The 14,673-nt window shown below is 60.3% G+C and carries 11 protein-coding genes; 3 read left to right on the forward strand and 8 right to left on the reverse strand.

The window, feature by feature from the left end; all coding sequences use genetic code 11:
* Window positions 1-18: 18 nt before the first annotated feature.
* The 8 genes from NSND_RS04845 to NSND_RS04880 all read right to left on the reverse strand — a co-directional run bounded on the left by NSND_RS04845 (window position 19) and on the right by NSND_RS04880 (window position 9,932).
* Window positions 19-3,102, reverse strand: coding sequence for an efflux RND transporter permease subunit (locus NSND_RS04845; protein WP_080877915.1), 3,084 nt, complete (start codon window positions 3,100-3,102; stop codon window positions 19-21).
* A 52-nt stretch (window positions 3,103-3,154) separates the two neighbouring features.
* Window positions 3,155-4,300, reverse strand: a complete 1,146-nt coding sequence (locus NSND_RS04850) for an efflux RND transporter periplasmic adaptor subunit (RefSeq protein ID WP_080877916.1) — start codon at window positions 4,298-4,300, stop codon at window positions 3,155-3,157.
* Window positions 4,297-5,643 (reverse strand): TolC family protein, encoded by a 1,347-nt coding sequence (locus tag NSND_RS04855; RefSeq protein ID WP_159450638.1) that lies wholly within the window; start codon window positions 5,641-5,643, stop codon window positions 4,297-4,299. Before NSND_RS04855 ends, NSND_RS04850 begins: the two co-directional genes overlap by 4 nt.
* Window positions 5,644-5,740: 97 nt before the next feature.
* Entirely contained in the window at window positions 5,741-6,811 is a 1,071-nt protein-coding gene (locus NSND_RS04860) for a polyamine ABC transporter substrate-binding protein (RefSeq protein WP_143833409.1), read from the reverse strand.
* A complete protein-coding gene (locus NSND_RS04865; RefSeq protein WP_080877919.1) occupies window positions 6,812-7,585 on the reverse strand; it encodes an ABC transporter permease in 774 nt (257 codons plus the stop codon).
* Window positions 7,582-8,472: an ABC transporter permease gene (locus NSND_RS04870; protein ID WP_235000174.1), complete on the reverse strand. Its 891-nt coding sequence runs from the start codon at window positions 8,470-8,472 to the stop codon at window positions 7,582-7,584. Before NSND_RS04870 ends, NSND_RS04865 begins: the two co-directional genes overlap by 4 nt.
* A gap of 2 nt (window positions 8,473-8,474) precedes the next feature.
* A complete protein-coding gene (locus NSND_RS04875; protein WP_080877920.1) occupies window positions 8,475-9,614 on the reverse strand; it encodes an ABC transporter ATP-binding protein in 1,140 nt (379 codons plus the stop codon).
* 39 nt (window positions 9,615-9,653) lie between these two features.
* Window positions 9,654-9,932, reverse strand: coding sequence for a hypothetical protein (locus tag NSND_RS04880; protein WP_143833410.1), 279 nt, complete (start codon window positions 9,930-9,932; stop codon window positions 9,654-9,656).
* Window positions 9,933-10,067: 135 nt separating this feature from the next.
* Here NSND_RS04880 and glgC point away from each other — a divergent pair, with 135 nt between their 5' ends.
* The 3 genes from glgC to NSND_RS04895 all read left to right on the forward strand — a co-directional run bounded on the left by glgC (window position 10,068) and on the right by NSND_RS04895 (window position 14,296).
* On the forward strand, window positions 10,068-11,306 hold the full coding sequence (glgC, locus tag NSND_RS04885) for a glucose-1-phosphate adenylyltransferase (RefSeq protein ID WP_080877922.1): 1,239 nt from the start codon (window positions 10,068-10,070) through the stop codon (window positions 11,304-11,306).
* Window positions 11,281-13,143, forward strand: a complete 1,863-nt coding sequence (locus NSND_RS04890) for a helicase-related protein (protein ID WP_080877923.1) — start codon at window positions 11,281-11,283, stop codon at window positions 13,141-13,143. Before glgC ends, NSND_RS04890 begins: the two co-directional genes overlap by 26 nt.
* Before the next feature lie 82 nt (window positions 13,144-13,225).
* Window positions 13,226-14,296 (forward strand): DEAD/DEAH box helicase, encoded by a 1,071-nt coding sequence (locus NSND_RS04895; protein WP_080877924.1) that lies wholly within the window; start codon window positions 13,226-13,228, stop codon window positions 14,294-14,296.
* The last annotated feature ends 377 nt before the right edge of the window (window positions 14,297-14,673 follow it).

Below are 14,673 nucleotides of genomic sequence, written 5' to 3' on the forward strand. Positions count from 1 at the left end.
ATGTGGAACCACCGGTTCCTACTCTGCTTCGACCGTGCGCGTGCTCGCCGTGCGACGATGCACGACTTCATACAAGACCGGCAGCACAACCAGGATCAACACCGCCGCAGTCAGCATACCACCCACCACCACCCGGGCCAGCGGTTGTTGTGCCTGCGAGCCGATCCCTGTGGCCAACGCTGCAGGAAGCAACCCGATGGCCGCGGCGAGCGTGGCCATGAGAATGGGACGCATCTGCACATCCGCCCCCTTCAAGACGGCCTCTCGCAAATCGAGCCCATGCCGACGAAAATCCTCAATGCGTGAGATTAGCAGGACTCCTCCGAGAATCGCTACTCCCAGCGTCGAAATCACCCCCACCGCTGCAGAGATGCTGAAGTGGGTTCCGGTGAAGACGAGCGAGAAAATACCGCCGATCAACGCAAACGGCACTGTGACCAACACCAGCAGCGCGTTCGTCAGAGAGTTGAAGGTCGTGTAGAGGAGAAACAGGATGATCACCAGACTCACCGGCACGATCATCGTCAGGCGTTTTTGTTCGGCCGTGAGTTGATCGTACTGACCGGCCCATTCAAGCCGATACCGTTCCGGGAGCGAAACCGCTTGAGCCATCTTGGTCTGGGCCTCCTTCACCGTGCTCTCCAGGTCGCGGTCGCGGACGCTGAACTTGATCGGAATATACCGTTCGTTGTTTTCCCGATAAATGATGAATGCGCCGGTCTGAGTTCTGATCGTCGCCACCTGTTTCAGGGGAATCCGCGCACCGTCCGGCGTATTCACCAGAATATTGCCGATGGTCTCGGCATCCCGTCGAAACTCGGGAAGAAACCGAACCACCAGATCGAACAGGCGCTCGCCCTCGTAGACCTGCGTCACCCCCTGACCGCCCACCGCCGCCTGCACCACCGCGTTGACGTCGGACACGCGCAACCCATATCGGGCGCTGGCTTCCCGATCCACCTGAATCAGCAGATTGGGCTGTCCTACTAACCGGAAAATTCCCAAATCCTTAACGCCTCGGACCCCCTTCATCACCGCTTCGACTTCGACGGCCTTCGCCTCCATGGTCTTCAGGTCGTTGCCGAATAACTTGATGGAATTCTCCCCCTTCACACCCGACATGGCCTCTTCCACATTGTCTTGAATGACCTGGGAGAAGTTGAAGACGATCCCGGGAATGACCTTCAGCCGCGCCTCGATCTCTTCCACCAACTGGTCCTTGCTGAGTCCCGGCCGCCACTCCTTCTGCGGCTTCAGATTTGCGAGGAACTCCGCGTTGAAGAAACTCGTGGGGTCGGTCCCGTCGTCGGGTCTCCCGAGCTGAGACACGATCGTGACGACCTCGGGCGACTGCCGGAACATCTGCCGGATTTCTCCGGTCAAGCGGGCGGCCTCGTCGTAAGAAATATCGACCGGCATGGTCGCGCGGACCCAGAGGTTCCCCTCCTCCAACGCCGGCATGAATTCTCCACCGATGAATTGCAGCGCCCCGAATGCTCCGACCAGCAGCAACAGCGCCGCGCCGATGACTTTCACGTTGTGGCGCAAGGCCCATTGCAACACGGCCAGATAGGTCCGGCGAATCGCGCCGACAAACCGCGTATCTTCTTCCTTGACCACACCCGTCAGCAGCAGCGAGCACAGCACCGGTGCCAGCGTAAAGGCCATGAGCAGCGCGCCGAAGAGGGCAAAACCATAGGTAATGGACATCGGCGCAAAAATCTTCCCGGGCACGCCGGTCATCGTGAACAGGGGAATGAACGCCACCACAATGATCGCCGTCGAAAAGAAAATCGGCTGCCCAACCTGGCGAGCCGCGCGCACGATCTGCTGCGGCACGGTCAGGCCCAGACGGCGATCGTGGCCGAGATGGAAAAAGATACTTTCCACCATCACCAGGGTCGCATCGACGATGATGCCGAAATCGATCGAGCCGAGCGAAATGAGGTTGGCGGACTGTCCGATCATCACCATCATCGTGAAGGTGAACAGCAGCGACATGGGAATGGTCAACGCCACGATGAGCGACGCACGGAAATGACCGAGAAACACGAACAGAATCACGAAGACCAGGACCATGCCGCTGATCAAAATATCGGTGACCGTTTCAACCGTGGTATGGATCAGGGCCGTCCGGTCGTAGAAGGTCTTGACCTTCACCCCTTCCGGCAATTTCCACTTGTTCAGTTCCTCGACCTTTTCCCGGACCCGCTCCAGCACGGACAGCGCCTTGTATCCGCGCTGCAAGAGGATCACCCCTTCCACGACGTCGTCGTTGTCGTCGATGCCGACCTTGCCCAACCGCACCCGATGACCCACCGACACGGTTCCCAGCGTCTTGACGAAAATGGGGGTGCCTTCCTTTTCGGCCACCATCACATTTTCGATATCCGCCAAACCGTTGATCAACCCGAGGCCGCGAATGTTGTAGTTCTGGGCGCCGACGGTGAGGTAGTTGCCGCCGACGTTGGCGTTGCTGTTGGTCAAGGCCTCCATGACCTGCGCGAGGCTGACTTGATAACTGATCAACTTCCCGGGATCGATATCGACGTGATATTCCTGGGTCGTGCCTCCGAAGGCCGTCACATCGATGATCCCCGGCACACGCCGGAACTCTCGCCGGACCTGCCAATCCTGGATCGTCTTGAGGTCGGTCAGACTCGTCTTCCCGTCTCCGGCCAGTTCATAGCGGTAGATCTCTGCAATCGCCCACCAGGGCGACAAGGCCGGCTGCACGTTTTGAGGAAGACTGACCGTGGCCAGGCGATTGATGACTTCCTGCCGGTCGAAGAAGTATTGCGTCCCGAAGTCGAAATAGATCTTCACGTCGCTCAACCCGAAAATCGATAAGGAGCGAATATCGGTGAGACCCGGCATCCCGTTTAAGGCAACCTCGATGGGAATGGTGATTTGCCGCTCGATCTCTTCCGCGGACCAGCCGGGAAATTGCGTGATCACCTCCACCATCGGAGGCGACGGATCCGGATAGGCGACGATGTCGAGTTGCTGGAAGGCATAGAGCCCGCCGAAGAGGAGACTGAATCCCAGCGCACAGATCAGAAACCGCTGAACGAGGGAGAGCTCGACGATACGAACGATCATGAGGCGGGATACCTCTGGGAGAGGCGAGAGCACATGATCATGACCTCGATCATTACTTCGCCTCCTGTCCCTTCACCAGCACCGCGCCCTTGATGACGATGCGCTGGCCGGATGTCAGTCCCTCCAGAATGCGGACCTGCCCGCTGGACACGTTGGAGACCACCACTTCGCGTTTCTCATAGTGATTGGGGGCGTCGATCAGGTAGACGAAATGTTTGCCGTCGATCTCGACGACCGCTTCCTTGGGAATCGTGAGGAATGGCGTAGCGTCGCCGACGTCCAACCTCAGCCGCGCGAACATCTCCGGTTTCAGGCGCTGTTCACGATTATCGACCCAGGCTCGAACTTTGATGGTGCGGGTGTTCGGGTCGACGACATCTCCGATGGAGGCCACGACGGAGGCGAAGTCGGTCCCCGGATAGGCTTCCACGTTGATGCGTCCGACCTGGCTGACTTTCACCAAGGCGAGGTCCCGTTCGTAGACATCGGCCACGACCTGCAACCGATCCAGATCGGCCACCGTGAACAACACCTGGCCGGCGTCGCTTCCGACAGACTGTCCCGGAGTCACGGCCCGTTCGACGACGGTGCCGGTCAAGGGACTCTTCATCTCGAAGCGCGAGGTAATACGCTGTTGGGCAAGCGGTTTCTCCAGCTCTTGAGCAGGAATGCGCAACGACAACAAGCGCTCTTTTGCCCGCCGAAATTCCGCGCGCGCCTTGATCAGATCGTTTTCAGCCTGCTTGAGATCTTTCAAGGCCAAGGCCTTGGTGGCATACAGTTCCTTCGCAAGTTCCTGCGCCCGCGTGGAATATTCCATCTCCGAGGCTTCTTTCACAAACTCCGAATAGGCGGCGGTAATGTCGGAACTGTCGATCACCAGCAAGGTCGCCCCTGCCTCCACGCGATCGCCCAACTTGGCCCGCACCTCCACCACCCGTCCTTGCAATGGAGAGGAAATTTTCGAATACCGGTCTTCCCCGTAGGCCACCTTTCCGACCAGGACCAGCTCGGGCTGGATCGGTTTAAAATCCACCACGGCCGTCTCAATCTGTCCGATGGACTGCGGCGGAGGCTGGACGGCAACATGTTCCGGGGTCACGGGAGGCTTCGAAGCGGCTGGTTCTTGCGTTTGACTGCAGGCCCACAACGACAGCGCTACGGCTACCCCTGCGACCGACCTCACGCCAATGATCATGACGTAATCTCCTGCCCGACCGAACTCTCCAGTTGGAACAGGTTCCGCTGATAGGAAAAGAGGGCCTCGATGAAATTCTGCTGAATCGTACGGGACGTCCGCGCGGCATCGAGAAGATCCAGGATGGTGGCTCCTCCCCGTTCATAGGCGCGCTCGACGATGGTGAAGGTGGAGCGGGCATCTTCCAGCACTCCCGCCAGATAGGCTTCCACCAGCCGGCGACTCTGGAGCAGATTCTGGTAGGCCACATCCACCTGGTTTTCCACCTGGTTGACCGTGCGATCCAATTCCGCCTGGGCCGACTGTACGCCGACTTCGGCCTGGACGATCCCGCCCTGGTTACGATTGAACAACGGCAGGGGCACACCGAGATTCAGGATCCCCATCTGCTGGTTATCGGGACCACGCGAGCCTTGCACCGCATAGCCGGCGCCGATCGTCACATCGGGAACCCGAAAGGCCTTGGCCAGTTTGAGATCCGCCTCTCGTTGCAACAAGGCCGCCCGCCGGCTCTTGATATCGGGACGGACATCCAGGGCCACCGACCTGAGCCGTCCCATGTCGGGATCCACCCGCCGGTAGTCCATTTCGGTCGTCAACTCCAGCCTCGACGCAGGAGAGAGACGCAGCAGTTGCCGGAGATCGGCTCTGGCGGACTCACCCTCCTGAATCGCCTCGATCACCTGCGCTTGAAAATCGACCACCTGCAGACGAATACGAATCAGATCGACTTCGGCGATATACCCTTTTTTAAAACGGATCGTGTTGACGTCTAAAATACGCGCAAACCGGTCCCGGTTTTCTTCGGCCAGAGACAACCGGCGCTGCGCCACCAGCACTCGATAGTAGGCGTCCTTGATCGTGAATCCCAACTGCCGGACGGCATCTTCAAAATCCGCTTCCGCCGACTGCACCCCGAAGCCGGCACTTTCGATGCGGTATCCGCGCTTGCCGGCCAATTCAAACAATTGCTGCACCTGCATGGTGAGCGCGCCGGTTTTGGACAGCGTATTGCCCTGCGTAAACGAGGCCACATTTCCCAGCTGCGCCACCGGATTCGGAAAGAGCCGTGCCGTAATCTGCTGCCCCTTGCTGGACTCGATCCCGTACTTGGCGATCAGCAAATCCAGGTTCTGCCTCAGAAACAGGGCCATCGCCTCGGACAAGTTCAGGCGGACCACCGGCGGAGAAAACGGAACCGTCGGGGGTGGAGTTGATTCAGCCGCCTGCGCAATCGCGCCGCCGATCACGAAGAATCCCAGCAGGCCGATCGCCAGCCAGGCACGACAGACCAGGGCCGATAGGCACGGGCCTACCCGCCTGCAATCTCTGTAGTGGAGCATGTCGTCACGCATTGTGCAGGAGTATCGAACCATCGAGGACAGCGCGCGCATTATACTGATTCTTCAGTGTTTTTGAAACAAGACCCGCGGCACTCGCTCATTGCATTTTCAGTTCCGTCCAGGCCCGGTCATAGAGACGGATGCCCCTGCCGACATCCTTCATCCACTCCAATCGATCGAGTTGATCGAGCGGCGGATACACCGCGGGATTGTCCCTCGTCGAGGCATTCACCAATTCACGGGCCGGCCGGGAAGCGGAGGCAAAACGCAGCCGCTCCGACGTGCGCGCCGCGACCTGAGGCTCCATTAAATAGTTGATAAACCGCATGGCTAACTGTTTCTGAGGCGCCGTCCGGAGCACCACCAGACAGTCGGCCCACAAGGTTGCCCCTTCCTTCGGAACGACATAGCGAATGGACGGCCGCTCGGCCATGGCCCGCGCCACGGGTCCACCCCAGGCATGCGCCAGGACCACCTCCCCTGAAGCCAACAACTGATCGTAATGGTCGCTCGTATAGGTCTTCACCAAAGGTTTCTGCCGCAGCAACCGCTCCTTTGCCGCCTCGATCACCTGCGGATCCGTGCTGTTCATCGATTGCCCCATCGAACGCAACACCGCACCGAACACTTCCCGCTGGTCGTTCAACATGCTGATGCGGCCTTTGTACCGAGGGTCCCATAGGATCGCCCAACTGTCCGGCGGCGTCGGGATCACCGCAGAATCGTACCCGATCCCCACGCTGCCCCACAGATACGGGATCGAGTACCGCCGCTCCGGATCGAAGGGCAGCGCTTGTAAATGCGGTTCCAAGAACGACGCGTTGGGCAGCGCCTGCTGGTCCAATTCACTCAGCAGCCCTTGCTGGATCATGATGGCCACCATGAAATCAGACGGCACCGCCACGTCATACCCCGTGGCCCCGCTCTGGAGTTTGGCCAACAACTCTTCGTTGCTGCTGAAGGTATCGATCACCACCTTCACTCCCTCGCGCCGTTCGAATTCCTGAATAAGCTCAGGCCCTACATAGTCGGACCAGGTGAAGTAATGCAGGACCGGTCGAGACTCGGCAGGATCACTCCCTGCACCTTGGCCGCAGGAAGACAACACCCCTGCCAGCCAAAGCAGACACAGCCCCCAGGGGCTCATTCGTCGGAGAGGAGTCCCCACTCAGACCTCCCGGCGTTGAAGATGAAGGGAGAGGGCGACACAGGCCATGGAAATGAGCAGCAGCAGCGCGGAAAGCGCATTGATCTCCGGCGTGACGCCGGACTTGATCATCGAATACACCTTCAACGGCAGCGTCGTCGCACCGGGACCGGCCGTGAAGAACGTCACCAGAAAATCATCGAGCGAGACCGTAAAGGCCACCAGCACCGCGCCCCAGATCGCCGGACGCAAGAGCGGCAACGTGACATGCCGGAAGACCTGCCAGGAGTCGGCACCCAGATCGGCCGCCGCCTCGCGCAACGCCGGATCCAGTTTGCGCAACCGCGTGCGGATCATAATGGTCACCAGCGGAATATTGAACACGATGTGTCCCAGAATGACCGTAGTGAGACCGAGCGGCATCTTGAGCATCACGAAAAGCAGCATCAGCGCCACGCCCATCATCACCTCAGGAATGACGAGCGGCAGCACCAGCCCGCCCTCGATGATCTGCTGCCGGCGAAGCGGCATACGCTCCATGCCGAGTGCCATCAGCCCGCCCAGCAAAGTCGCGCCGATGGTCGAGATCACGGCAATGAGCAGGCTGTTCGCGGTCGCAGCCAGCAGCGCCTCGTCTTGCCAGAGGGCGGCATACCACTTGAGGGTCGTCCCCCGCCAGGCCATCGACAGGTGGGCGGCATTGAACGAATAGAGCACGAGCACAAGAATGGGGCCGTAGAGAAACAGCATCGCCAGACCGCTCACGAGGCTCAGGCCGGTCGATCCTCGCCTCATCGTCCCTCCAACGGCCCGGCAGTCCGGGCGGCATGGCGGTAATACAGCGCCACCGCGGCCATGACGATCGCCATCAGCACAAAGGACACCGCCGATCCCAACGGCCAGTCCCGCACGACCAGATACTCGTGTTGAATGAGATTGCCGATCATCATGCTTCTCGCCCCGCCTAGCAGATCCGGCGTGATAAACGAGCCGATCGACGGGATGAAGACCAGGACACAGCCGCCGACGATGCCCGGCATCGTGAGAGGAACCACCACCCTCGTGAATATCGCCCAGCGCGAGGCGTACAGATCCCAGGCCGCCTCCACCAGGCGCGGATCCAGCCGTTCCACGGCGACATAGAGAGGCAGTACCATAAAGGGAAGGTACCCGTAGACCAGTCCGATCACGACGGCCGTCGGCGTGTAGAGCAATTCAAGCGGGGCGTCCACTATTCCGAGAGCCCGCAACAGGCCGTTCACAAGGCCGTCCTGGCGCAGCACAATCATCCAGGCGTAGGTTCGCACGAGAAAGTTCGTCCAGAACGGTAACATCACCAGAAGCAACAACACCGGCTGCCACCGGGCCGGACTTCTGGCGATCAAGTAGGCGAGCGGAAATCCGAGCACGAAACAGATCGCCGTGGTGAGACTCGCGTACCAGAGCGACTGCCCGAGGATCTTGCCGTACAGCGGATGCCACAGGTCCAGATAGTTCGCCGCCGTGAACTCCCACACAATGCCGCCATAGGTTCCGCGTGAAGCGAAGCTGATCGCAAACACCAAGGCCAGCGGCACGAGAAAAAACAGGCCCATCCACAACAGACCGGGAGCGGCCAGCCAACAGGAACGGCAGGTGGATTGACCAGGCGCAGGAGGTGAAGACAGGTCGTGAGAGGGCATGGTCACTCGAAGAACAACCGCGCATCAGCCAGGGACCAGTGAAGAAACACCGGGTCTCCCGCCGCGAACGCCGGGAGCGATGTGCCCGAGGTCATTCTCGTTTCCCAGAAGCGACCGGGAGCGACTCGAACCAAATACTTCATCTCGCTCCCGGCAAACAGGACTTTCTCAATCCGGCCGGAGAGCACCGGGTCGGATGTCGACGGCCGTTCCTGCGCCATGCGGATGCGCTCCGGCCGGAGCGAGAGCGTGGCTGAACGGCCGGCCTGTTCCGTGGAAGCGGTTCGCACCGTGAGCGGCGCCTGTTCGGCATCGTCCGGCCGAAACACGCGATCCTCCCCGACCGAGGCCCCGATCGTACCCGTTAGCTCATTCGACACGCCAAGAAATCGGGACACAAACAGATTACAGGGTCGCTCATACACCTCGCGCGGGCTTCCGACCTGCCACATGCGCCCCTGATGCATGACGGCAATGCGGTCCGACATCATCATCGCCTCTTCCTGATGATGCGTCACACAGACACAGGTCAGCCCGGCCTGCTCCTGAATGGATTTCAGCTCAACCTGCATGGCCTGCCGCAGTTGTTGATCCAACGCGGCTAACGGTTCATCGAGCAGCACCACAGCCGGCTTGTTCACCAGCGCACGGGCCAGGGCCACACGCTGTTGTTCGCCACCCGATAATTGATTCGGCATCCGTCCTTCTTTGCCGAGCAGCTTCACCATCGCCAAGGCCTGGCGTACCTGCTCAGCAATGAGTGCTGCGGACACCCGCCGCATCTTCAGGCCGAAGGCCACATTCTCGAAGACCGTCAGGTGGGGAAACAGCGCGTAGGATTGAAAGACTAGATTCACCGGCCGGCGATTCGGCGGCACGCCGAGCATCGACTGCCCGTCGATCAACAGATCGCCTTCGTCCGGATCGTCGAAGCCCGCCAGCATGCGCAAGACCGAAGTTTTCCCCGCGCCGCTCGGACCAAGAATGGAAAAAAACTCGCCCCGGCGGACCTGGAAACTCACCCGATCCACGGCCGTGACCGCACCGTGGCGGCGCACGATCCCGCGTATATCGATCGTTGGAAGTGTTGAGGAAAGAGACTGTTCAGAAGCGGTGAACGGAGGAGTGGACGACGTGGCCATCGAAGGCTGAATTCAAACCGCCGCGCCGACAGCCACGGCTCAATGCTCCAAATCGACTTTGGAACTGACATCGCGCAGGTGTTTGCGCACCCGCACCCGATGCTCATGTTTCCGCAAGAGTTCACGGCGAATGACGTCGCGATCCTCCGCCACAATGCGCACAAGCCGGTCGTTATCTTCGGCATGGTTCCGCACGAGCTCGGAGAGGCGCTGCACCTGCCGCTCCAGCCGCTCCAGCCGCCACACCATTTCCATCATCGGATTCGCGGCTTCGATATCGCGCTTGACGACCGCCTGACGGGCATTCTGTTTCTTCATGTCCGCTCCTTCGCATTGAGCCCGACCGGATGTCGGAGCCGCACGTTGAGTCGTAGTATCGTCCGAGATCGAGTTGAAGTCAATCATTCTGCATCCTTTCTATTCATCCGTCGTCCTGCTACAATCGGCCCGTCTATGGCTAAGATCTTCACCATGGTGCTGGCGGGCGGCAAGGGCGAACGCCTGAATCCGCTTACCGAACAACGTGCAAAACCGGCGGTGCCGTTCGGCGGGAAATATCGCATCATCGATTTCACGCTGAGCAACTGCCTGAACTCCGGCCTGCGGCAGATGGCCGTCCTGATCCAATACAAATCGCATTCTCTCGACCGTCATATCCGCACGGGGTGGAACATTCTCAATCCCGAGCTGGGCGAATACATCGTGTCTGTTCCTCCTCAGCAGCGTATCAGCGAAGAATGGTATCGCGGCACCGCGGATGCCGTGTATCAAAACCTCTTCCTGCTCGATAACGACCACCCCGAGTTCCTACTCGTGCTGGCCGGTGACCACATCTACAAGATGAACTATGCCGACATGTACAACCTGCTGATCGAAAAGCAGGCGGATGCGGTGGTCGGCGCGATTGAAACGCCGCTGGCGGATGCCAACCGGTTCGGCGTCATTGCGGTGGATAAAGACCGGCGGATCCTGAGCTTCGACGAAAAGCCGGAGAAGCCGATGCACATCCCCGGCGACCCGACCCAGGCGTTCGTCTCGATGGGGATCTACCTGTTTCGCACGGACGTCGTACGCGAGCAACTGATCCGGGACGCCAAAGAGGGCACCAAGCACGACTTCGGCAAGAACATCATTCCGCGCATGATCAAAGAGCAGCGCGTCTATGCGTTCAAGTTCCAGGACGAAAACAAAAAAGCCGTGAAGTACTGGCGCGACATCGGGACGCTCGATGCCTACTGGGAAGCCAACATGGATCTCGTGGCCGTCGATCCGCTGTTCAATCTGTACGATCAGCAATGGCCGATCCGCACCTACCAGGGACAATTCCCGCCCGCCAAGTTCGTCTTCGCCCAGGATTTTCAGGGAGGCCGCATGGGCGTGGCGCTGGACTCCATCGTCTGCGGCGGCTGCATCATTTCCGGCGGCCGCGTGCAGAACTCTGTGCTTTCGCCGAACGTCCGGGTCCACGACCATGCAGATGTGCGGGAATCGGTCGTGATGGAAAACGTCGTCATCGGCGAACAGGCCCGCATCAGGCGGGCGATCATCGACAAAGACGTGATCATCCCGCCCAAAACCGTGATCGGCTTCGACCCGGTCGCGGACCGTCAACGTTTCAAAGTCACCGATTCCGGATTGGTGGTCATCTCAAAGGGAATGAAACTGCATGCCGCCGTCGATTCATCCGGTTGATCTGGTCGCGACGCTCCGCCAAAGAAATCTCACTCCTGCGATTATCTTTCTCACATCGAGACGGGCCTGCGACGAAGCGATGCAGTCGTTCGAGCGCAGTCAGGTCACCCTGCCCAAGACGCAGCAGGAACAGATCGCCCGCGTCCTGGCCCAGGTCACCGAACAATATCCCAGCATCGCAGAACACCCGTTGATCGACACGGTTCAACGCATCGGTGTGGCGGCGCATCACGCGGGTCATCTCCCCTCCTGGAAGATCGCCGTCGAAGAACTCATGCGCACCGGGTCTCTGGACGCCGTCTTCGCCACCACCACCCTCGCCGCCGGCGTCGACTTTCCCGCCCGCACGGTGGTCGTGACACAATCCAGCATCCGGAAAGCGCGCGATTTTACCGACTTGACCGCCAGCGAAATCCAGCAACTGGCCGGCCGGGCCGGCCGCCGCGGCAAAGACCTGGTCGGATTCGCCGTCATCACCCCGTCGCCCTATATCGATCTCACCGTCCTGACCAAAGGGCTCACGGGACAACCGGAAGCGATTCACAGCCAATTCGTCATCAGCTACCCGATGGTGCTGAACCTGCTCAAAGCGCACCCGCGCGAACAGATCCAATCCATTCTTGCGAAAAGCTTCGCCCAGTTTCAGTTGAATCAGCGCACGGCCGTGCTCGAAACCAAACTCGATGGACTGCGCGTCGAGATGGAACCCTTCGGTCCGCGCGTCTGCTCGGATTGGATCACGCAGTGGCAGGTATTCGATCAGGCCAGGAAACGGAAGAAACCGCGCGGCCTGTCGGCCAGGCAGGAATCGCCCGATGTCGCCGCGCGCCTGCATTTTCTCACGCCGGGACGCGTCGTGGGGCTGATCCGGGGACGCGGCATCATCCTGCGCCAGTATCGAAGCAAGGGCCAGCATGCGCCGATGGTGACGTTGCTGCGGGACGGCGGTTCCCTCAATGAATGCCCCGCCTCGATCGTGACGCAGGTGTTCGATCGCACGTTCGACTGCGAGGAAACCTCCGCCTATCCCTGGTGTACTCCGCAGACACTGGAGCAGCTGACACACCACCTGCTGGATCTGCCGCCGCGTCTCCCGATTCTGCCGATTCTGACTCATCAGCACGAAGAGATTCCGCTCGACAGTTCGATCATCCAAACCCTTGGCGATTTCGCCTGCCCCACCTGTCCCTCGCGTCAGGCCTGTCAACGCGATTTCCCCAGGGCCTCACGGGTCCGCCAGGAAATCCAGCGGCACATGAAATCGATTCAAGCGCTCCAGACCAGCTTGTGGCACCGGTTTCAAGAGCGCATCGATGTCCTCGAGCGCTTCGGCTATCTCAACGCCACGGCACAGCTCACCGCCGACGGCGAGTGGGCGCGCTTGATTCGCATCGACCATTCCCTCCTGATTACGGAACTGATCCGGGCCGAGGCCTTCGGCGCCATCGATCCGCCGCTGCTCGCGGCCGTCATGGCCAGTATCGCGCATGACGACGATCGTCCCGGCTCATTTCCACGCGGCAGCGCGGGGCTCGTCACGCTCCTGTTCCAGGTCCGGAAGCTGGCAGAAAGTCTTGTGCCGCACGAGGCGCCGCCGATGCTTCGTGCCGATGTCGCCGCCTTGACCGAACGCTGGGTCGCAGACCAGACGCTGACCTGGATCGGCCTGGCCCGCCTGACCACGATGGCCGAGGGCGACATGTTCCGGCTGTTCGCGCGCACGATCGAGTTTCTCTCTCAATTGAAGACCCTCAAAGCGACCCACCCCTCGCTGGCCGAATCCGCCGATCGGGCCATCGCAGGCATGCGCCGTGGCGTCCTGGAGGAACTACCGTGAGCGTGTCGTTCGCAAGAGGATTTCCGACGGGCCTCGTATTCACACGTTTCACGTTTCACGTTTCACGCATCACGAGGCCTCTATGACGACGCACGAACTCGAACAGCTACTGCTGCAGCAACCGGTTTCTCTGCTGCACCGATTGGCACGTGGACGGATCAGCCGGCATTTTCGTTCCGGCAAACGCAAGCTGATCGATCTGTTGCTCCAGGCCTCCGCTGAAAATCGACCCGGCCTGGAGTCCGACCTGGCTGCCCTGATCGAGGAACAAACGCACAGGCGTCAGGCTGCACCGGTTGAGGAAGCCCCCAAATCGAAGGTCCATCCGAGACCGGCTGCATCGCCCACGACGCCACGCCCGCATAGGGCCGAGGAACACGGCCACCATGAGCCGCCGGTCTCGCTTCATGAATGGTTGTCGGGAATCGGAGTTCCGCCGGCACAGCCGTTTGTACCGGATGCCTGGCAGGTGGATGCGCTGGCGAAGCTGGCTGAAACCGACGTGGTGGTCAGCGTGCCGACCGGCAGCGGAAAAACCTATGTCGCCATCGAGGCCACGAAGCGGGCGATGCAGGAGAATCGCACCGTGATTTACACGTCTCCGCTGAAAGCGCTCTCCAATACGAAGTTTACGGAATTTTCGCGCCTATTCGGCCCGGGGCAGGTCGGGATCCTCACCGGTGACCGCCGCGAACATGCCCAGGCGCCCCTACTCATCATGACCACCGAAATTTTGCGCAATCTGCTCTACGATGCGGCGGGAGGCGAAATCGACGTACGCCTGGATACGTTGGGGCTGGTGATCATGGATGAATCCCAATACCTCGCCGATCCGGAACGCGGAGTGGTGTGGGAGGAGACCTTGATCTTCTGTCCGTCGCAGGCCCGCCTGCTCTTGTTGTCCGCCTCGATCGGGAATCCGCAGGATATTGCGGATTGGCTGACGGCCATCCGTCCGAACCCCTGTGCGCTCATTCGCCATACCAAGCGATCTGTCCCGCTCCGGGCCGGTTACATGCACCCGAACGAGAAACTGACGCCCCTCTTCCGGACCGCCGGAATCCCCTATGGTCAGCCGCACCTCCTTCATCCCGAAGCCAAACGGCTCATCGCGGAATACGAAGACGAAACCGGCCCATCTCGCTCGCGCTGAGCACCGCGCCGTGAAACGTCGTTCGTGAAACGTATCTCGGCAGCCATCCGAGCTGATGGCGGGAAAGAAGAGCGTATGGCTCATGGATGAAGGCAGAACGCCGCGGGTTGCTGTCGTTCCCAACTATACGCCATAAGCAATACGCTATTTGCTCCCGTTCTGCATCGAGAGACGAACGACGCGTACGCACACAATGCCGACTGACGTGTAGGTGGTCCAGCGCAAAACGAGGGATACACCGGACAACGGCTAGCCCGCATTATTCATGACGGTTCGTCGCGAGATTGCGGAGTCGCGACGCGAGACGGGCGCGCGGAGCCGTGAGGAAGGGAGGCATCCTTGAGCAGGATGTCGACCGACCGAGCGGCGAGCCCGCC

The sequence above is a fragment of the Nitrospira sp. ND1 genome (assembly GCF_900170025.1).
Taxonomy (GTDB): Bacteria; Nitrospirota; Nitrospiria; order Nitrospirales; family Nitrospiraceae; genus Nitrospira_A.